Source organism: Brevibacterium sp. ZH18, from assembly GCF_022748595.1.
In the GTDB taxonomy this organism is placed as follows: Bacteria; Actinomycetota; Actinomycetes; order Actinomycetales; family Brevibacteriaceae; genus Brevibacterium.
Genome location: NZ_JALDSX010000060.1, coordinates 1 through 19,149, shown reverse-complemented (window position 1 = coordinate 19,149; position 19,149 = coordinate 1). Strand labels below are relative to the sequence as shown.

The 19,149-nt window shown below is 63.7% G+C and carries 14 protein-coding genes; 11 read left to right on the top strand and 3 right to left on the bottom strand.

Going from position 1 to position 19,149, the window contains the following annotated elements; all coding sequences use genetic code 11:
- Nucleotides 1-45: 45 nt before the first annotated feature.
- Together MPN20_RS15615 and acs are read right to left on the bottom strand one after the other, a co-directional pair.
- Nucleotides 46-453 carry a phage holin family protein gene (locus MPN20_RS15615; RefSeq protein ID WP_009883350.1) on the bottom strand — a complete coding sequence of 136 codons (408 nt, stop codon included), beginning with the start codon at nt 451-453 and terminating at the stop codon, nt 46-48.
- Nucleotides 454-637: 184 nt separating this feature from the next.
- Nucleotides 638-2,575, bottom strand: a complete 1,938-nt coding sequence (acs, locus tag MPN20_RS15610) for an acetate--CoA ligase (RefSeq protein WP_242783630.1) — start codon at nt 2,573-2,575, stop codon at nt 638-640.
- A 327-nt stretch (nt 2,576-2,902) separates the two neighbouring features.
- On the opposite strand from acs, the gene MPN20_RS15605 reads away from it, so the two are divergent.
- The 9 genes from MPN20_RS15605 (at nt 2,903) to MPN20_RS15565 (ending at nt 11,684) form a co-directional block, all read left to right on the top strand.
- Entirely contained in the window at nt 2,903-5,689 is a 2,787-nt protein-coding gene (locus MPN20_RS15605; RefSeq protein WP_242783628.1) for a hypothetical protein, read from the top strand.
- Between the two features lie 239 nt (nt 5,690-5,928).
- Nucleotides 5,929-6,936 (top strand): septum site-determining protein Ssd, encoded by a 1,008-nt coding sequence (gene ssd / locus MPN20_RS15600; RefSeq protein WP_242783626.1) that lies wholly within the window; start codon nt 5,929-5,931, stop codon nt 6,934-6,936.
- Nucleotides 6,933-8,102 (top strand): TadA family conjugal transfer-associated ATPase, encoded by a 1,170-nt coding sequence (locus MPN20_RS15595; protein ID WP_242783624.1) that lies wholly within the window; start codon nt 6,933-6,935, stop codon nt 8,100-8,102. The genes ssd and MPN20_RS15595 overlap by 4 nt, the downstream gene beginning before the upstream one ends.
- Entirely contained in the window at nt 8,102-8,884 is a 783-nt protein-coding gene (locus MPN20_RS15590) for a type II secretion system F family protein (protein ID WP_242783622.1), read from the top strand. The genes MPN20_RS15595 and MPN20_RS15590 overlap by 1 nt, the downstream gene beginning before the upstream one ends.
- A 5-nt stretch (nt 8,885-8,889) precedes the next feature.
- Entirely contained in the window at nt 8,890-9,456 is a 567-nt protein-coding gene (locus MPN20_RS15585; protein ID WP_242783620.1) for a type II secretion system F family protein, read from the top strand.
- 43 nt (nt 9,457-9,499) lie between these two features.
- Nucleotides 9,500-10,102, top strand: coding sequence for a GNAT family protein (locus MPN20_RS15580; RefSeq protein ID WP_242783618.1), 603 nt, complete (start codon nt 9,500-9,502; stop codon nt 10,100-10,102).
- Nucleotides 10,103-10,439: 337 nt separating this feature from the next.
- Nucleotides 10,440-10,775: a DUF4244 domain-containing protein gene (locus MPN20_RS15575; protein WP_242783616.1), complete on the top strand. Its 336-nt coding sequence runs from the start codon at nt 10,440-10,442 to the stop codon at nt 10,773-10,775.
- 1 nt (nt 10,776) lies between these two features.
- Nucleotides 10,777-11,370: a TadE family protein gene (locus MPN20_RS15570; RefSeq protein WP_278189978.1), complete on the top strand. Its 594-nt coding sequence runs from the start codon at nt 10,777-10,779 to the stop codon at nt 11,368-11,370.
- Nucleotides 11,367-11,684 (top strand): Rv3654c family TadE-like protein, encoded by a 318-nt coding sequence (locus MPN20_RS15565; protein WP_242783612.1) that lies wholly within the window; start codon nt 11,367-11,369, stop codon nt 11,682-11,684. The genes MPN20_RS15570 and MPN20_RS15565 overlap by 4 nt, the downstream gene beginning before the upstream one ends.
- Before the next feature lie 74 nt (nt 11,685-11,758).
- On the opposite strand, the gene MPN20_RS15560 is transcribed toward MPN20_RS15565, so the two are convergent.
- Entirely contained in the window at nt 11,759-14,035 is a 2,277-nt protein-coding gene (locus tag MPN20_RS15560; RefSeq protein ID WP_242783611.1) for a DEAD/DEAH box helicase, read from the bottom strand.
- A gap of 188 nt (nt 14,036-14,223) precedes the next feature.
- Between MPN20_RS15560 and MPN20_RS15555 the strand changes: the two genes are divergently transcribed.
- Together MPN20_RS15555 and topA are read left to right on the top strand one after the other, a co-directional pair.
- Complete coding sequence (locus MPN20_RS15555; RefSeq protein ID WP_242783610.1) at nt 14,224-16,056, top strand: class I SAM-dependent methyltransferase; 1,833 nt, start codon at nt 14,224-14,226, stop codon at nt 16,054-16,056.
- A gap of 145 nt (nt 16,057-16,201) precedes the next feature.
- A complete protein-coding gene (gene topA, locus MPN20_RS15550; RefSeq protein WP_242783609.1) occupies nt 16,202-19,081 on the top strand; it encodes a type I DNA topoisomerase in 2,880 nt (959 codons plus the stop codon).
- Nucleotides 19,082-19,149: the final 68 nt, after the last annotated feature.

Below are 19,149 nucleotides of genomic sequence, written 5' to 3'. Positions count from 1 at the left end.
CGCCACCAGTGTGTGGATCTAGTCTCTTACGAGACTGAGCAAATGTCAGTAACGCGGTCCTGAGGGGTTCTTCACTGCCCGCTTGACCGAGGCGACCAACGACTTCGCCGAACCGATTGCGGTGCCCGGAACGGGGTTGCCCTTCTTGAACAGGGGCAGGGCAATGAGTACGAGGATGATCGCCAGGACGGCGAGGATGCCGAAGACGATGAGGAAGCTGCCCCACCATGGCCAGCCCAGGCCCTCATGGAATGCGGCGGCCCCGGCGAAAATCACCATGAACGATGACAGGAAGAGGAAGAAGAGAGCGACGACGGCAAGTGCCGAACCGATGCCCAGGTTCTTCGCGCCGGCAGTCGCCTCGGCCTTGGCCAGTGCGATTTCTTCCTCGGCGATCGCTTTGGAATCGTCGCCGATGCCTTTGATCAGTTCGCTGATCGACCTCTCGGCCATGAGTGCTCCTATCGACAAAAACGTGGACAAGTTAACTTAAGAATAGTCTGAACGCGCCGGGTGACCAAAGAAGAACGGGTAAATGATTGAGAAAAACCCGCCGGATCCAGCTTCGACTGCTCTCCACGAACAGTGGCTGTCACCGGCGGGTTCTCTGCAGCTCCAGATCGGTCGCGCCCGAGATTCAGTCTTTCGCGACCGACTTCTCGATGAGATCCATGACCGACGAATCGGCCAGTGTCGAGGAGTCGCCGACCTCGCGGTGCTCTGCAACGTCCTTGAGCAGTCGACGCATGATCTTGCCCGAACGGGTCTTGGGCAGTTCGGAGACGATGTGGACTTTCTTCGGCTTCGCGATCGGGCCGATGTCCTTGCCGACGTGTTGGCGCAGCTCCTCGGCAGTCTCCGGGGAGTCTTCGACATTGTTGCCGACGATGACGAATGCGACGACGGCCTGACCAGACGTCTCGTCGGCAGCACCGACCACAGCCGCCTCGGCGACATAGGGGTGGGCGACCAGAGACGATTCGATCTCCGCGGTGGACAGCCGGTGTCCGGACACATTCATCACATCATCGACGCGACCGAGGAACCAGATGTCCCCGTCCTCGTCCCGACGTGCGCCGTCACCGGCGAAGTAGGTGTTCTCGAACCGCGACCAGTAGGTCTCCTTGAAACGCTCCGGATCTTTCCAGATGCCGCGCAGCATGGACGGCCACGGCTGACGAATGACGAGGAGTCCGCCTTCGGGCCCGGCGGGACTGTTTCCCTCGTCGTCGACGACGTCGACGGCGATGCCCGGGATCGGTCGCTGGGATGAGCCGGGCTTTGTGCTCATCACGCCTGGAAGCGGCGCGATCATGTGTGCGCCGGTCTCGGTCTGCCACCAAGTGTCGACGATCGGGCAACGCTCACCGCCGATGACACGGTGGTACCAGCGCCATGCCTCTGGGTTGATCGGTTCGCCGACACTGCCGAGCAGACGCAGGCTCGAGAGATCGTACTTCGCAGGGATCTCCTCACCCCACTTCATGCAGGTGCGGATGGCCGTCGGGGCAGCATAGAGAATTGTGGCCTTGTACTTCTCAATGATCTCCCACCAGCGTCCCTGGTGAGGAGTATCCGGAGTGCCTTCGTAGACGATCTGGGTGACACCGGCGGCCAGAGGACCGTACGTGACATAAGAGTGTCCGGTGACCCAGCCGACGTCGGCTGTGCACCAGAAGACATCGGATTCGGGCTTGATGTCGAAGACGGCCTTCATCGAGTACAGCACCTGAGTGATGTAACCGCCCGAGGTGTGCAGAATGCCCTTGGGCTTTCCGGTCGTTCCCGAGGTGTAGAGGATGAACAGCGGGTTCTCGGAGTCGAAGAATTCACATTCGTGCTCGGGACTCGCAGCTTCGACCGTCTCGTGCCACCACTGGTCGCGGCCGTCGGTCATTTCGACTTCCTGACCTGTGCGGCGGACAACGAGGACGGTCTCGACAGGTGTGTCGCCGTGCGATAGGGCCTCGTCGACGGCGGGTTTGAGGCTGGTGGGCTTGGAACGTCGGTAGCTTCCGTCGGCTGTGATGACCACGCGCGCCTCAGCGTCGATGATGCGCGAGCGCAGAGCGTCGGCGGAGAATCCTCCGAAGACCACTGAATGGGCAGCGCCGAGGCGGGCGCAGGCCAGCATCGAAATCATCGCTTCGGGGATCATCGGCAGGTAGATCGCAACGCGGTCACCGGCTTTGACTCCGAGTTCGGTGAGTGTGTTGGCGGCTTTCGACACCTCGGCGAGGAGCTCAGCATAGGTGAAGGAGCGGGAGTCTCCCGGCTCTCCTTCGAAGTTGATCGCGACGCGGTCTCCATTGCCGGCGATGACGTGACGGTCGAGGCAGTTGTAGGCAACGTTGAGTTTGCCTCCGACGAACCATTTCGCAAAAGGCGGGTTCGTCCAGTCAAGGACTTCGCCGAAGTCCTCCTTCCAGTCCACGAGGTTGCGGGACTGCTCGGCCCAGAAGCTCAGGTAGTCGGCATCGGCGCGCTCGTATTCGTCGGCCTTGACGTTGGCGGCAGCCACGAACTCTTCTGGTGGGGCAAAGGTTGCGGTCTGTGCAGCTGTGCTGTCGGTCATTTTTCCCTCCGGCTTCATTGATGGATCGAAAATTCTAGTTGCACTGTATACCCGTGATGGGGGACCCGGGCACCGACGTCCATGCGATGAACGGTGGTTCTGGGGGTAGCCATCGCAGTGGTGCTGTGCTATACGCCACATCTTGTGTCCGTTGTGAAATGCCGCAGAGGCCGAGTGCGCGGATTCCCGGTCACCTGCCGGGGAGCGCGACAGGAGTGCACAGACGCCGCCTGTTCTGCAAGGATGGGGTCGGAGTCTGGCAGGATGGAAACTGACCAGACACATGAAGCTTGATGACACTGTCCCCAAGATCGACTGGAGTAAGCGATGAGTTCGCCGCAGCATCCAACCGGATCAGGAGCACAGCCGTGGCACGATCAGCACGCGCAGAATCCTGGCCCCAGCAACCAACCACCGGCCGGGCAGGCACCGGCCTACGGGTCGGGAATGCCACCCCAGGGGCAGTTCGGTTCGGCGCCCCATAATTCGGGCCCGGGTCCATACGGTTCAGGGCCGGGACCCTACGGTGCGGCTCCTGGGCCGAACGGTTTTGCCCCGGGACCGAACGGTCAGGGCAGTGCACAGGGTCAATATGGATCCGGACCGGGACCCTATGGCTCGGCACCAGGTCCTTACGGTTCCGCGCCGGGCCAGTACGGATCGGCTCCTGGTCAGTTCGGCCCAGGAGGTCAGGCCTCACAGAAGCGTCCGCGCACCGGCCCCGGTCTCATCGGGCCGCTGACTCTGCGTGACCTGCTCCTGCTGTTCGCGGGACTCCTGTCCTTGATCGTCCTCTTCGTGCCGTTCAAGACCTACGGCTTCGTCTCCATCTCCCTCTGGGCATGGAACATCGACACGATGGGCACGCTGGTCTTCAATGTCTTCGCGATCTGGCTGATCGTGGCCGCAGTTCTCGTCAACAAGTTCGGCAACAGCGGGCTGAAAGTCGGGTCCCTCAGTCTTGACCAGACGATCTCAGTTCTGTCCGGTGCCGCGTTCACCTTCGCATTCGTCGAATTGCTGACGACCGCCCAGTACTGGCACGTCGGTTCATACTTGGCTTTCTTCGCCGCCCTGATCGCCTTCTTCGCCGGTGTCTTCACAATGATTCCGTTCTTGGGACAGGAATTCGCCAATCGTGACGAGGTGCCTGCCCACCCGAAGGCGCGGCCGATCACCAAGCGCGCTCAGCATCCGGCACCTGTCGCGAATATGCCCGGCGCCCACAATGGTCCGGGCACGAACAACGGTCCTGGCGGATTCGGTTCCCCCTACGGCGGTCAGCCCACAGGCCCAGGACCGGTCGGATCGTCGGGCTACCCCGGTGGACCCGGTCAGACTGGTGGCCCCGGCTACCCCGGTGGATCAGGTCAGCCCGGAGGCCCCGGTCAGTTCGGCCAGCCAAGCCAGTTCGGCGGACAGGATCAGTTCGGCGGACAGGACCAGCCTGGTCCCTACGGTCAGTCAGCGCAGCACAATCAGCAGACTCCATCCGACCAGTTCAGCCAGCCCGGTCAGCCCGGTCAGCCGAGCCAGTCCGGTGAGTCCGATGACTTCGGTTCGGACAGTGTCTATGCTCCGCCGGAGCAGCGCACCGGTTCGGGACAGACCTACCTGGGTGCACAGGATCCGCAGGACCCCAAGCATTCTCAGAGCGAGCCGACACAGACCTTCGGCTTCGGCGCACAGCGCGAGGCCTCGCCATGGACTTCACAGTCGGAGTCTGCACCGCAGGATGCGGTGTCCGATCACACCACCGCCGAGGCGGATTCGACCTCATCTAATGAAGGATCGACCTCATCGAGTGCAGGATCGACTGCAGCCGTTGCCGGTATCGGCGCTGCTGGTGCAGGTGCTGCCGTTGCGGGAGCCGCAGCAGCGAACTCGGAATCCGAACGCCGCCGCGGACGCCACGCTGCGCCTGAATCTGGCAAAGACTCGACAGCGCCCGACGGTGATGCGACGCTGACGGACAGCAATTCACTGGCGTCGAAGGTCAACGCGAAAGACTCGGATACGAGTGCAGACGCCTCTGACGGAGCCGCTTTGCAGCCTGACGCCGATTCGAAATCACAGGCATCGACGACAGCATCCTCTGCAGGGACATCTTCTGCGACACCAACCTCGTCCTCGCCGACTGCATCGTCAGACCCATCGGACAGGAATGACGCGAGCGCAGTTGGCACCGACGCAGCGAACACCGACGCAGCGAACATCGACGCAGCGAACGCCGACGCAGCGGGCCGCGAATCGTCGAACGACAACGCCAGTGCTTCACCAAGTGCTGTATCTCAGGAAGCAACGCGGAAGAGCAGCTCCTCCGCGGCTGGTGCCGACGATTCCAGTTCAACCGGCAGCGGCTCCAACGGTGACGTCGTCGACAACGGGCGAGCCAACGACAACATTCGCTCAACCGAGGCGACTGTCGTCACCGGAGCGACCGCAGCCGGTGCTGCAGGTGCCGGAGCTGCCGCAGGCACAGCAGGCGCGGGAGCTGCCGCATCTGATGATGCGGATTCGACCGACCAGAAGTCGGCCAGGTCGGAGCGCACGACGCTGCCGGAGGACGATGAACCAACGCAGTACGTCCCGATTGCCAATCGGGACCGTAGCGAAGATTCCAAATCGGCTGCTGAAGGGGCACCGTCGGCACCTCGATTCGGTTCCGAGGACGAGACGATGATCGCCGGGGAGGCGACCGTCAAACAGTCGGCAGTCCAATCGGACCGCCGAACCGGAGACGGCCGCAGCGGAGCCAATCCCGCCGAGGCTGGCCGCTCTGCTGGCGATCGTTCGGAGAGCGACCGTGCCGGTGGAGACGTCGACCGCTCAGACAAGACCGGACAAGATGCCAACGGCAACGCCTCCGCCAACAGCAACGGCGACGCCACCGGCACCGGCACCGGCAACGGCCAGAAGATCATCCAGGCCTTCTGGTTCGCGGTTCCGGAACCGCGCGAAGCCGTGGACGCGACCACCGGAATGCCGGTCTTCACGATCTACCCCGGCGATTGGTTCCTCGGACTCGAGGACAACGGCTCGTGGTTCAAGGTGCGCGACGCCGACGGCAAGGAAGGTCTCCTGCGCAACACTGATGGAGTCCAACGAGGCTAACCCGACCCGACTCGTGTGCTGAGACTGTGGATAAGTTGACCGCCGAAATCTGTGTGACAGCTCAGATGGAAACGGTGCAAAGGCATCCACCGCTACTCTGATCAGCCGAGACGGTCGAAATAACCGCTGAGAGGGCGGTGCCTGTGACTTGAGTGCACAGGCACCGCCCTTTCTGCGCTCTGTCCACAGGTGCCCGCCACGCCCTATCTTGGCCCGATGCCCGGATGCAGGCTTGTGTCATGCAGGTAGCCCTCATCACCGACCTCGGCGCGATCACCGAGGAATGCGCCAGAGTCGCCGAAAGCATCGGCATCTCGCTTCAGGTCCTGCCCCCGGATTCGGGTGGCTGGCAGAACGCTTCGCTCATCCTCCTCGGCGAGGATGTCCGTGAAGCACCGGCCACGGACCACGCCGACCGCATCCTCGTCGTCCTCGACGGCGACGAACCGAGCTCGGCATGGAAGCGGGCGGCCCACCTCGGCGTCGAACAGCTCGCGGTCCTGCCATCGGCTGCAGAATGGCTGAGCGGTCGCATGATTGCGGCGATCGAACCTCCGGTCTCACCAGGTGTGACAATCGGCGTCGTCGCCGGTTGCGGAGGCGCAGGCGCCTCGGTGCTCGCGTGCGCTCTCGCCCGGCGTGCTGGACCTGATGTCCACACTGTCCTTGTCGACGCCGATCCACTGGGCGGAGGACTCGACCTGGTGTTGGGCGCTGAACAGGTCGCCGGACCCCGATGGTCCGACCTGAGCGCCTCACGCGGTCAGCTGCGCCCGTCGACACTGAGCCAGGCGCTGCCGCGACACGAAGGACTCGCGATCCTGTCATGGGGGCGAGACGACATCCTCGACCTCGACCCTGACGTGTTCGACGACTTTCTTGCCGCCGCCGGACAGGCCTTCGAGCTCGTCATCGTCGACCTGCCGCGTCACGCCCCACCGCAGTGGACCAGACGCTGCCACCATGTTCTCCTCGTCTCACCGGCTCGCGTCCGGTCCGCGGTTGCCGCATCTCAAGTCGCCAAACGACTGTCGCAATCACATCCTGACGTCCGCCTCGTCGTGCGCGAGACCGGTGCCGGAGGACTTGACGCGGAGCTGCTCGCTGACTCGATCGGGCTGACTCTGGCTGGCAGCATCCGCGATGACCGGGGACTGTCCGCTGCCGTCGATCGGGGCGAGGGCATTCCCGGCGGCGCCCGTCTCGGCCGACTCGTCGACAGGCTCCTAGGGGAGTGGATGGAATGAGCGAATGGCTCGATGCCTCCCTCGTCGCTGAGGTCCGTAAGACCCTGCTCGACAACCCAGGACCGGTCACGACGGCTGCCGTCGCCGAGGCGGTGCAGCGGACCGGACGCGTCCTTGGCTCCAGCGCGCTCCTCGAGCTCGTCACCAGGCTGTCCGCTCAGCTCTCCGGCGCCGGTCCGCTGCAGTCCGTGCTTGAGGTCGCTGACACCACCGACGTCTTCGTCAACGGTCCGCGAGAGATCTTCGCCGACACTGGAGCGGGGCCGCGACTCCTCGACCTGTCCTTGGGCTCAGAAGACGAAGTCCGGTCTCTGGCTGTGCGGCTGGCGGCGCTGGGCGGTCGTCGTCTCGACGATTCGAGCCCGTTCGTCGACGTCCGTCTGCCGGACGGGGTGCGCATGAATGCGATCGTCCCACCGATCGCCGGCGAGCATACGACGATCTCCTTCCGTGTCCCCAGACGCGCCGGTTTCACCTTCGATCAGCTCTTGACCGGCGGCTTCATTCCCGAAGACGTTCGCGATCTCCTCGCCGAGGCGGTTCGATCGAGGGCGAACATCCTCATCTCGGGCGGGACGGGAACGGGAAAGACCGTTCTCCTCGGCGCACTGCTGGGTCTCGTCGATCCCGCCCACCGCATCGTCATCGTCGAGGACTCCCGGGAGCTCATCGTCGGACACTCCCACGTCGTCCAGCTCGCCGCTCGCCAGGCCAACGTCGAAGGCGGAGGCGAAGTGACGTTGACCGACCTCGTGCGCAACGCCATGCGGATGCGCCCAGACCGCCTCGTCGTCGGTGAGTGTCGCGGAGCCGAGGTCAGGGACATGCTCACGGCGCTCAACACCGGGCACGAGGGTGGGAGCGCCACGATCCACGCGAACACGGCCGACGCCGTGCCGAGCCGCCTGGCCTCCCTCGGCGCCCTGGCGAACATGAGCCCGCAGGCTGTGTTCTCGCAGTTCTCAACGGCCATCGATCTTGTCATCCACCTGCGCAGAGCGGCGACGGACAGAGGCATCACCGAATTGGCGATTCCGACGCGGACGAACAGCGAAGGAGTCACGATGGAACCCGTGTGGGGTCGGCCCTCTCCGCTGACGGCGGGAACGTTCAATCGTCGTGCGCTCGCCCGATTCGAGGCTGTCCTCGAGCAGAGGGCCGTCTGATGATCACCGCGATCGCGGTCCTTGTGGCCCTGAGCATCATCCTCAGCGCGCCGCTCGACCCCGGTGCTCGATTGCAGCAGCTGCTGCACACGGGTGCGAAGAGAATGAAGCGCCGAGGCGGTAGCGAGCGAGGGCACCGACGCCGAGGCGCCAGCCGGTCGGGTCGGGACCGACCGCGGGATAGCTCGGATGACGAGTTTGGGGCCGAGCCGGTGCCGCCGGCGCGCCGGGGTCGAGCCAAAGAGGAAGCGGAGCAGGAGAAGCTGTGGGCTATCGGAGCGGTCGAGAACTGTGCTCATCTGCTCAAGGTGGGGATGACCCCACAAGCGGTGATGACGACTCTGAGCAGGCAGAACGATCGATTGGCGCCGATCTCGCGGGCAATCTCACTCGGTGAGGAGCCAGGGCGGGCGATCGCCACCAGAGGGGAAGACCTTCCCCCTGCTGCCGCCGAGGTATTCGCCGGGATGGCGGCGGTATGGACCGTGTCCGAGCGCTCTGGGGCTCCCGCAGCAGACATGATTCTGCGCTACGCGGACGCACAGCGTGATGCCCTTGACGCTGATCGGGAACGGCGCATCGCGATGGCAGGGCCACGGGCGACGGTTCGAGTGCTCAGCTGGCTGCCGCTCATCGGGGTCGGGCTTGGGCTGCTCATCGGTGTTCAACCGGTTCAGCTGATCTCAGGTCTGCCCGGTCGGCTGAGCATCGGCGGGGGAGTCGTGCTCTACATCGCCGGTCGGTGGTGGATGAAGCGGATGATGGTTCGAGCTGAGCGTTGATTCTGATGACGCCGATTCTGATCGGAATTTTCATCGGGGCAGGAATCCTGCTCTGGACAGGGACGTCCGCTGAACGTCTGCGACGGCTGCTCGGCACGCAGGCGGGAGTTGATTTCCCTCCGAAAGCCGGCCGTCCAAACGTCGTTGCTGTCGCCGATGATCAGCTTGCCTTCGACCTCGATCTCGTGGCGATCTGCCTGACCTCGGGGTTGCCGATACCTGTGGCCCTCACTCTCACTGCAGATGCGACGGGAGACCGTTCGGGTTTGGGGCGGATCGCCAGGTCGATGACCATCGGCGGCCAGGAGCTGGGCGACGACGACCGGCTTCTGCCGGTGCTCGACGTCTTTGAGTTCTCAGAGCGCACCGGTGTAGGACCGGCACCGCTCATCGAATCCGTTGCGAAGGAGCTGCGGGCATCGTCGCGTCGGCGCCGTCAGGAGGCTGCTGCAGCTCTGGGCGTCAAGCTCGTCGTTCCGCTCGGCGCCTGCATTCTGCCAGCGTTCCTGCTGCTGTCGGTGGTGCCCGTCGTCATCTCACTGCTGTCTGATCTGACGACAGTGTTCCTCTGACTGCATCGATCCGGCGTTCAGCCGACATTGGTAGGGTCGAAGAATGACACCGGTCACACCCTTCAGTCAATTGTCCAATGTCGAGCAGGCGGAAGACTACGCCGACAACCTCTTCACCGGACGACATGTCAGGCTTCGTCCCCTTCAGCAAGACGACCTTCCCTATCTCGAACAATGGTGGTTCGACCCGTCGATCGTCGTCCTGCAGAACCACACCGTTCTGCCCCGTCCCGAGGGTGGTGTTTCCGAACAGTTCGCCTTGTGGAGTGCGAACAAGAGCAGCGATGCGGTGGGCTTCAGCATCGAGCTGCTCGAAACCGAGGAGTTCGTCGGACATGTGACACTGTTCGACCGGAACTCCATCAACCAGTCAGCAACTTTGTCCATCATCCTCGGGCCCGAGTTCCATGGCCGAGGCTACGGATCCGATGCCGTGCGTTTGGGAGTGAAATACGGTTTCCTGCAGTTGGGACTCAATCGTATCGAGCTGCAGACCTGGGCCTTCAATACGCGTGGCATCGCCTCGTACACCAAAGCCGGGTTCGTTGAAGAGGGACGCCGACGGGAGGCAGTGTTCTTCAACGGACGCCGCCATGACGAGGTCATCATGGCGATCCTCAAAGACGAATGGGGCGGCAGAAGCTGACCAGGATCCTCGCCTGAACCGTCCGGCCGCTGCCTGCACGATCGGCTTGCTGACGGTCTGAGCCACGGTCGCACTATTCTGATTCGCAGTGGCAAACACCTGTCACAGAGGGCGTATTCAGCCGAGTCTGGATCCCGATCCTCTGGATCGCAGCTGCTCACTCTCAACTCGTGTGCGGTGACCTGTGGACCCTCATTCGACTCATGCGCGTCTGGCCTGTGGACGGTGAACTCGTTTCCACAGGCCGATTTTCGACTCTGGACGCCTGCTTAACTCTGCTCCCATTCTGAGAGTCCGTTCGCAGGGCGCGAACGAACACTTCCATGAGGAGGAGACAATGAGCACAGAGACATTGGCGAAGGACTTCAACAGCGAACCGCGATATCCGCAGTGGGGCCAGCCGCCGAACACACCATCCCAAAGTGTGGATGACGTGGACGATGGTCTGGACGTTGCGAGCAATCGTCTGGTCAAAGCCGATGATGTCCCGGACACTCACGACGATCTGCCCGCGGTGTGGGGACCCGATACCGGGGCAACCACAGCTGAATATGCGATCACGACCTTGGCAGCCTGTGGTTTCGCGGCTCTGCTGGTCATCATTCTCAAATCGGAGCCGATCAAGGAACTCGTCTCCGGCGTCATCGAGACGGCGCTGGGTCTCGGAGTCTGACATGGCCGGAGGATGCTCCTGCGAGAAGCCTGCCAGGCGCGAGTCGCGAATTGGTCGCGAACCGACGACGCGGCACGCCACGCGTGAACAGCACGCCACGCGTGAACAGCACGGGACGTGCGAACAGCATGCGACGCGGACAAGGCTCGAGAAACGGCGTCGGGATTACGGAACGGCAACCGCCGAGTTCGCTGTCGTGATGCCTGCCATCGTGCTTCTCGTCATCGTTCTCGCAGGAGCAGCCGGTGTCGGATTCTCTCAGCTGCGAGCTTTCGACGCAGCACGCTCGGCTGCACGTGAGATTGCCCGAGGTGAGCCCGAGGCCTCTGTCGTCAGCGAGGCGAAGAAGCATGCAGGCGACGCATCTGATGTGCTCGTGCGCTCAGACGGCGGCTATTCGACGGTGACCGTGACCATTCGGCTGCCGGCTGCGATCTTCTTCCTCGACGAGGTCGAAGCAGCCGCGACTGCTCGGACCGAGGGCCGAGGATCAGGCGATGCGAAAGCGCAGAGCCAACCCGGCAGCCGATTCGCACTCCGTGACCAGATGCCTCGCGGAGCGCACCCCCGAGGTAGCAGGGATTCGCCGCCATGACGAACATCGTGGTCGGGCTGTGCTCGATGATCCTCGTCCTCGTCACAGCGATCGGCGGTCTCAGCCAGGCATTCGTCGCCCACACCACGGCCCAGAGTGCCGCAGATCTCGCTGTGCTTGCCGCAGCGGACGCCGTCCGTGGCCTGGCAGCTGGTGAACCCTGTGATGTCGCAGAGGAGGTCGCAAAGAAGAATGGAGGAACAGTGCGAGACTGCCGCGCTTCGATGTCCGAGCAGAGCGCCTATGTGGAGGTGGAAGTCGAGATTCCTGGTCCTCTGCCGAAGGTGAAGGAGAAGGCCGTGGCAGGTAAGTGAGGATGATGCTGTGACGGGTAAGCAGGGGAGGTGCACTCAGTCGAGCATGATCCACGTGCTCAGCTGAGCAGTGCTCAGTTGAGCACTGCTCGCAGCAGTCTCAAGGCTGCATCCTTCTCCAGCGGCTCATTGCCGTTGCCGCACTTCGGGGACTGCACGCACGACGGACAGCCGTCTATGCACTCACACGAGGCGATTGCGTCACGAGTCGCACCCAGCCATTCTTCGATGACCTCACTTCCGCGCTCAGCGAATCCGGCGCCGCCTGCCAGCCCGTCGTAGACGAAGACTGTGGCCATGCCGGTATCTGCGTGCAGTGCAGTCGATACTCCGCCGATGTCCCAACGATCGCAGCCGGCGAACAGCGGCAGGAGTCCGATCGAGGCATGTTCGGCCGCGTGAACCGCGCCGGGCAGATCGGCGGCGATGATCTCGGCTTCGTCGAGAAGCGTCTGCGGGATCGTCCACCACACAGCTTTGGTCTCGAGAGTGCGCTCCGGCAGGTCGAGCTCGTGTTCGGCGATGATCGCTCCGCCGCGCTTGGCTCGCATCCGGTACGCCACCACTTGGTCTTTGACATCGACGGTGCCGCTGCACACGGTCACACCCGAAGGCAGTGTCCGCTGTTTGTCGGTGTCGACGATTTCGATCTCGGTCTGGGATCTCGCCTGCGTCGTGTAGTCGACTTCGCTGCGTTCGACAAGCGCCACACGATCTTCGAGGTCGAGGTCGAGGACAGCGAAATCAGCTCCCTGATGGGTGTACACGGCGCCAGGATGCGCACCGGTGTGAGCCCCGGACTCATCGACCGTGCCCAGCAGAGTTCCCGTGCTGGCCTCCACGAGGCGGAACTGGCCGCCGCCGCTGCCTCGGATGTCCGACATCTCCGTGGCGGGGCCATCCTTGGCCCAGAACCATCCGGTGGGCCGTGCACGCAACAGCTTGCGCTCGACGAGGTCGGCGATCACCTCGGCGGAATTGCTCGGAAAATGCACGAGATCAGCCGGCGTCAGCGGCACTTCGGACGCTGCCGCGCACAGGTGCCCGCCGAGGACATGCGGATTGCCTGGGTGGATGACGCCGGCGTCGACGGGCGCATCGAAGATGACCTCGGGATGGTGGACGACGTAGGTGTCGAGCGGATCGTCGCGGGCGATGAAGACCGCGATCCAGCGCTGGCCGGCACGCCCCGCACGACCGGCCTGCTGCCACAGTGAGGCCAGAGTCCCCGGCCACCCGGAGATGATGACGAGGTCGAGTCCGGAGATGTCGATGCCGAGCTCGAGGGCATTCGTCGAGGCGACTGCCAGGAGCCTGCCGGAGCGCAGTGCTGATTCGAGGAGCCGGCGCTCCTCAGCGAGGTAGCCTCCGCGATAGGCAGCGACCTTCTCTCGCAGCGACTCGTCGACGGCCCCGACCTGGTCACGCACGGTGGAGGCGAGAGCCTCGGTGCCGCGGCGGGAGGCGATGAACGCGATCGAGCGGTAGCCGGCGCACATCGCGTCGGTGAGAATATCGGCGGCTTCGACGAGCCCGCTTCGTCGCTCGCCGGTGGGGGAGACCGGCGGCTCCCAGAGGGCGAAGCTGCCGGCAGCTCGCGGGGATGAGTCCTGAGTGATTGCGTGGACGTCGCGACCGGTGAGTTTGGAGAATGATTCGTCGGGTTTCGCCATGGTCGCCGACGCCCCGATCACCACAGGATGAGACCCGTAGTGTGCCGCGATGCGTAGCAGCCTGCGCAGGATGAGTGCGACGTGGGACCCGAAGACACCACGGTACCGGTGCGCTTCATCGATGACGATGAACTGCAGAGACTTGAATAGTCGCGCAAATCGCTGGTGCTGCGGCAGGATGCCGCGGTGGAGCATGTCCGGGTTGGTGAACACGATGTTAGCGTGGCGCCTGGCCCAGTCCTTCGACGCCTGCGAGGTGTCGCCGTCATAGGTTGCCGGCCGGACACCGCGGACGATGAGTTTCTCCAGTTTCGCCAGCTGATCGGCTGCCAGCGCCTTCGTCGGTGCGATGTAGATCGCCGAGGAGGTGCGCAGCTTCTCTCGGGTGAGCTGGATGGACTCGAGGACGGGAAGCCAGAATCCCAAGGACTTCCCCGAGGCAGTCGGGGTGGCGATGACGACGTCAGAGCCTTCGCGAGCGGACTGCGCCGCCTCGAGCTGGTGGTCCCATAGCTTGTCAACGCCGATGGCGTGGCAGGCGTGCTTGAGCTCCTCGTCGATCCACTCGGGCCAATCCGACTCGTGTTCGAACCGCTGTGGAATATCGCGTACGTGGACGATCCGCTCATCCCTGGCACCGAATCCGGTGACGATGTCGAGAAGAGCGGAGGAGGCCATGTCTCCAAGTATGGCGCACTCCCCGCCGCTCGACTCTCCGGAGGCCGCTGTCGGGCTCCCCGGCGGGCGGCAACAAGAAGAAGCGGCAGGCGGCAGGCGGTAGGCCACCAGGAAGAACAGGAGGGAGGGGCACGGTGCTTCCGGGAGCCAGGGACTCGATTCTCCTGAGACATAGCTAGGATTCTCGTGTGAGTGAACTAGGCGAGACCATCGTGGCAGAGACCCTCTACCGAGCCGGATATACGGAGCCGAGACTCCGACAGTTCTGGGGCAGCGCCATCGCCGATGCGCTGGTCCGCAATAACGCGGCACCGGCGATCCACTTCTGCGGAAGGGTGCTGCGAGCAGACGCGGGGTCGAACCCGTTCGAACGCAACCTCGCAGCGCTCGCCATGCTCTTCCATTTCCATCAAGGTGTCAGCGCCGAAGCCGTGCGTGCCGCACTGGGTGAAAAGGCCTATGACGCCGCCGTTGGAGCCGGACTGATCGAATCACCTGAACCCGAAGCGCAGCAGGTGAAAGCACCCTTCGCCATCACACCATACGACCTGCCGCCGGGGATTCCCCGCGGCTTCCGTTCGGGCGATGAGAACCTCTACCTCGTCAGCGATCACGGCACCCTCATCAACCCCGACGTCCTCGACGGTGACTTCGTGCTCGGCCTCGGCGGGGCAGGGCGCACCCTCGTCTCGCTGACTCCGCGCGACCATGTCGTCGTTTCCGCGGACATCGGCACCGGCTGTGGGATCCAAGCTCTGCTGTTGGCCCGTCACAGCGATAGGGTCATCGCCACAGACATCTCCGAGCGAGCTCTGCGTCTCGCCGCACTCAGCGCTCGACTCAATGGGGTCACGAATATCGAGTTCCGCGCCGGATCACTGCTCGACCCGCTCGACGAACCGGTGGATCTGCTGGTGTCCAACCCGCCATTCGTCATCACACCGCGCGCCGCCGAATCGTCGAGATCAGCCGAATCGTCGAGATCAGCCGAGTCGTCGAACGCCGCAGAGTCGTCGATCTCAGCGGTGCCGAACTTCGAATACCGAGACGGAGGGATGGCGGGGGACTTGCTGGTGCGCGCGCTGTTCACTGCGATCCCCAAGGTGCTCAAACCGGGCGGACGTTCCGTGTGCCTGGGGAACTGGGAAGTCACTTCGACGGACCCGAACCCTTCTGCTGCGCCAGCGGAGGAGATGGCCTCGGGAGAAGAGACCTCGGCAGAAACAGTGTCGGTGGGGTCAGAACCATCTGCACAATTGCGACGCTCAACGGACGGCATCTCATCAGCAGGCCCGGAGTCCTGGGTGGCCGATCCCGAGACCTCGGTGTTCGTCATCGAGCGCGAAGTCCTCGACCCTGTTGCCTATGCCGAGACGTGGATCCGCGACGGTGGCATTCCCCGAGCCAGCCGTGCGTGGAATGCCGCCATGGCCGCGTGGATGGACGACTTCGCCTCACGCGATGTCGCCGAGGTCGTCTTCGGGTACGTCATCATGGCGAAGGCTGATGAGGCCGAGCGAACGGAAGCCGAGCGAACGGAAGCCGAGCGAACGGACACAGCCGGAGACGGAGCAGCCGGAGACGGAGCAACGCGATCCTCGACGTTTAGGACCAGGGTCAGGACAACCTCGGCGATCGCGAACAATCCGCAGGGAATCGGATCCTTCGTCGACACACTCGTCGCACTCAGGTCGTGGTTGGAGTCAGCCTCCGCCGAGGAGATTGCGACCACAGCATTCACCCGTTCACCGGATCTCGTCGAGCGCCGACACTTCGTCCCCGGCGATTCCGAGCCGAACTCGATCACCTTGGAGCAGGGCATCGGATTCGGGCAGGTCTTCGACCTCGACACGGCCCTGGCAGGGTTCGTCTCTGTCGCCGATGGGAGCCTGACTCTGCGGCAGACCGCGGGCGCTCTGGCCCAACTCCTCGAAGTGAATCCGACTGCTCTCGAGGACCAGCTCATCGCTCAGGTGAGGCAGCTGGCGGCCGCCGGAGTGCTGCTTCCCGTGACAGAGTAGGAGCGAGAAACGGTAGTATCGAAAGCCGTTGCCGTCCGGTTCGCCTCCATCAGCCCGATGCAGGTCGGGCGCGATCAACAGTGTTACATTGGGCCGGATCGTCCATTCATACGATCAACCGGCGCCCTGAGAGGAATGTGAAAGCGTGACCACAACCGAGAAGCAGCCCCGCCGTCTCGTCATCGTCGAGTCTCCGACGAAGGCGCGAACGATCGTTGGGTACCTCGGAGAGGGTTATGACGTCGAGGCGTCAGTCGGCCACATCCGCGACCTTCCGACGCCATCGGAACTGCCCGCCGATATGAAGAAGGGACCCTACGGAAAGTTCGCTGTCGATGTCGACAACGGCTTCGATCCCTACTACCGAGTCGACCCTGGCAAGAAGAAGAAGGTCACCGAACTCAAGCGTCTCCTCAAAGACGCCGATGAGCTCTACCTCGCAACAGATGAGGACCGCGAAGGTGAGGCCATCGCCTGGCACCTTCTCGAGGTTCTCAAACCGAAGATCCCGGTCAAGCGCATGGTCTTCCACGAGATCACGCCCGAAGCGATCAAACGCGCTCTGGAGAACACCCGTGAGATCGACGAAGCGCTCGTCGATGCTCAGGAGACCCGCCGCATCCTCGACCGCCTTTACGGCTACGAAATCTCACCTGTCCTGTGGCGCAAGATCCGTGCCGGGCTCTCCGCGGGTCGTGTGCAGTCTGTGGCGACCCGGCTGGTCGTCGAACGCGAACGTGAGCGCATGGCCTTCGTCCCGGCAGACTACTGGGACCTGGACGTGGATCTGGGGCTGCCCGACGGCACCAGCCCGTTCGCCGCGAATCTCGCGACCCTCGATGGTGCCCGCGTGGCTTCGGGTCGTGACTTCAATGACAAAGGCGAGCTGAAGAATTCCTCGGCCACCGTCGTCGATCAGGCCAAGGCAGAAGCCCTGGCCACAGAGCTCAACGGAACCGCTAAGGACGCTCTGACTGTCAGCGCGGTCGAGTCGAAGCCGTACTCACGTCGACCTGCCGCCCCGTTCACAACCTCGACGCTGCAGCAGGAAGCCGGCCGCAAGCTGCGCATGAGCGCCCGCCAGGCCATGCGCACCGCCCAGTCGCTCTACGAGCACGGCTACATCACCTACATGCGTACCGACTCCTCGGCCCTGTCGGGACAGGCGATCTCCGCCGCGCGGAAACAGGTGACCGAACTCTACGGTCCGGAATTCGTTCCGCAGTCGCCGCGTACCTACTCGGGCAAGCAGAAGTCCGCGCAGGAAGCTCACGAGGCGATCCGTCCCTCCGGTGACTCGTTCCGCACCCCGGCGCAGGTCTCGAAGTCGCTCAGCGGCGACGAGTTCCGCCTCTATGACCTCATCTGGAAGCGCACCGTCGCCAGCCAGATGGCAGACGCCAAGGGAAAGACCGCGACGATCAAGGTCCGCGCTGACCTGGCCGACGGCCACGAGGCAGGCTTCAGTGCCAGCGGCACCGTCATCACCTTCCGCGGATTCCTCGCTGCCTATGAAGAGGGCACGGATGCCGGCCGCTATGACAAGAAGTCAGACGAGTCACGGCTGCCGCAGGTCGAAGAGGGCCAGTCGCTGTCCGTGGTCAAGGCTGAGGCTGACGGTCACACCACCGCTCCGCCACCACGGTTCACCGAGGCCAGCTTGGTCAAGCAGCTCGAAGAGCTGGGCATCGGCCGTCCGTCGACCTACGCGGCGACGATCTCGGTCATCCAGGACCGCGGCTATGTCACGTCACGTGGCAACGCCTTGGTACCCAGCTGGTTGGCGTTCTCCGTCGTCCGGCTTCTCGAAGAGCACTTCACTGGGCTCGTTGACTATGCGTTCACCGCTGATCTCGAAGCCGAGCTCGACCGCATTGCGATGGGCGAAGAGGACCGCAACGCATGGTTGGCCCGCTTCTACTTCGGTGACAAGTCCCACGACCGCGAGGGACTCAAGGAAGTCGTCGACGACCTCGGCGACATCGACGCCCGCGAAGTGAACACGGTGGCCATCAGCGAGGGTGTGAATCTTCGCGTCGGCCGCTACGGACCGTACCTTGAGGTGACGTCCTCAGTCGAAGGCGAGGACCCCAAACGCGTCTCCGTGCCCGAGGACCTGGCCCCCGATGAGCTCACCGCCGCCAAGGCTGCCGAACTCATCGAGACACAGGGCGGCGAAGACCGTGAACTCGGCGCCGATCCGGAGTCCGGCCACACGATCGTGGCGAAGAACGGACGCTTCGGCCCGTACGTCACCGAGCTGCTGCCCGAACCCGAAGAGAAGCCGAAGCGGGGCGCCAAGAAGCCCAAACCGCGGACCGGTTCGCTGTTCAAGTCCATGAACATCGACACGATCGATCTGGACACCGCGCTCAAGCTTCTCAGCCTCCCTCGAATCGTCGGACAGGACGAAGAGGGCACCGACATCACCGCGCAGAACGGCCGTTACGGTCCGTACCTGAAGAAGGGCACGGACTCGAGGTCGCTGACCGATGAGGAGCAGATCTTCAACATCACCTTGGAAGAGGCGCTGAAGATCTACTCCCAGCCCAAGCAGCGAGGTGGCCGGACGGCAGCAGCGCCGCTGAAGGAACTCGGCGAGGATCCGGTGTCGAAGAAGCCGGTTGTCGTCAAGGACGGCCGATTCGGTCCCTACGTCACTGATGGTGAGTTCAATGCCACTCTGCGCAAGGACGACGCCGTTGAGTCGATGACCCTCACCCGCGCTGTCGAACTCCTGGCTGAGAAGCGTGCGAAGGGACCGGCCAAGAAGAAGGCCCCGGCCAAGAAGGCTCCTGCGAAGAAGTCGACGGCCAAGAAGACGACTGCGGCCAAGAATACGACTGCGGCCAAGACGACCGCCAAGAAGACTCCGGCGAAGACGGCTGCAAAGTCGACGACGGCTGCGAAGTCGACGACGGTTGCAAAGAAGACCACGGCTGCGAAGTCGACGACGGCGAAGACGACTGCGGCCAAGAAGACCACGGCCGCGAAGAAATCGCCGGCGAAGCCGAAGACGCCCTGAGGTTCGGCCGGCAGCGCGCTTAGGTGGTCATTTTGGGCTGATTTTCCCATTCGGGATCAGCCCAAAAT

Excerpts from the sequence above, each read along its gene's own strand:
- ssd (WP_242783626.1), top strand. The coding sequence starts at position 5,929 with ATGCAGGTAGCCCTCATCACCGACCTCGGCGCGATCACCGAGGAATGC.
- MPN20_RS15580 (WP_242783618.1), top strand. The coding sequence starts at position 9,500 with ATGACACCGGTCACACCCTTCAGTCAATTGTCCAATGTCGAGCAGGCG.
- MPN20_RS15575 (WP_242783616.1), top strand. The coding sequence starts at position 10,440 with ATGAGCACAGAGACATTGGCGAAGGACTTCAACAGCGAACCGCGATAT.
- MPN20_RS15615 (WP_009883350.1), bottom strand. The coding sequence starts at position 453 with ATGGCCGAGAGGTCGATCAGCGAACTGATCAAAGGCATCGGCGACGAT.
- MPN20_RS15590 (WP_242783622.1), top strand. The coding sequence starts at position 8,102 with ATGATCACCGCGATCGCGGTCCTTGTGGCCCTGAGCATCATCCTCAGC.
- acs (WP_242783630.1), bottom strand. The coding sequence starts at position 2,575 with ATGACCGACAGCACAGCTGCACAGACCGCAACCTTTGCCCCACCAGAA.
- MPN20_RS15585 (WP_242783620.1), top strand. The coding sequence starts at position 8,890 with ATGACGCCGATTCTGATCGGAATTTTCATCGGGGCAGGAATCCTGCTC.
- MPN20_RS15570 (WP_278189978.1), top strand. The coding sequence starts at position 10,777 with ATGGCCGGAGGATGCTCCTGCGAGAAGCCTGCCAGGCGCGAGTCGCGA.
- MPN20_RS15565 (WP_242783612.1), top strand. The coding sequence starts at position 11,367 with ATGACGAACATCGTGGTCGGGCTGTGCTCGATGATCCTCGTCCTCGTC.
- MPN20_RS15605 (WP_242783628.1), top strand. The coding sequence starts at position 2,903 with ATGAGTTCGCCGCAGCATCCAACCGGATCAGGAGCACAGCCGTGGCAC.
- MPN20_RS15595 (WP_242783624.1), top strand. The coding sequence starts at position 6,933 with ATGAGCGAATGGCTCGATGCCTCCCTCGTCGCTGAGGTCCGTAAGACC.
- MPN20_RS15560 (WP_242783611.1), bottom strand. The coding sequence starts at position 14,035 with ATGGCCTCCTCCGCTCTTCTCGACATCGTCACCGGATTCGGTGCCAGG.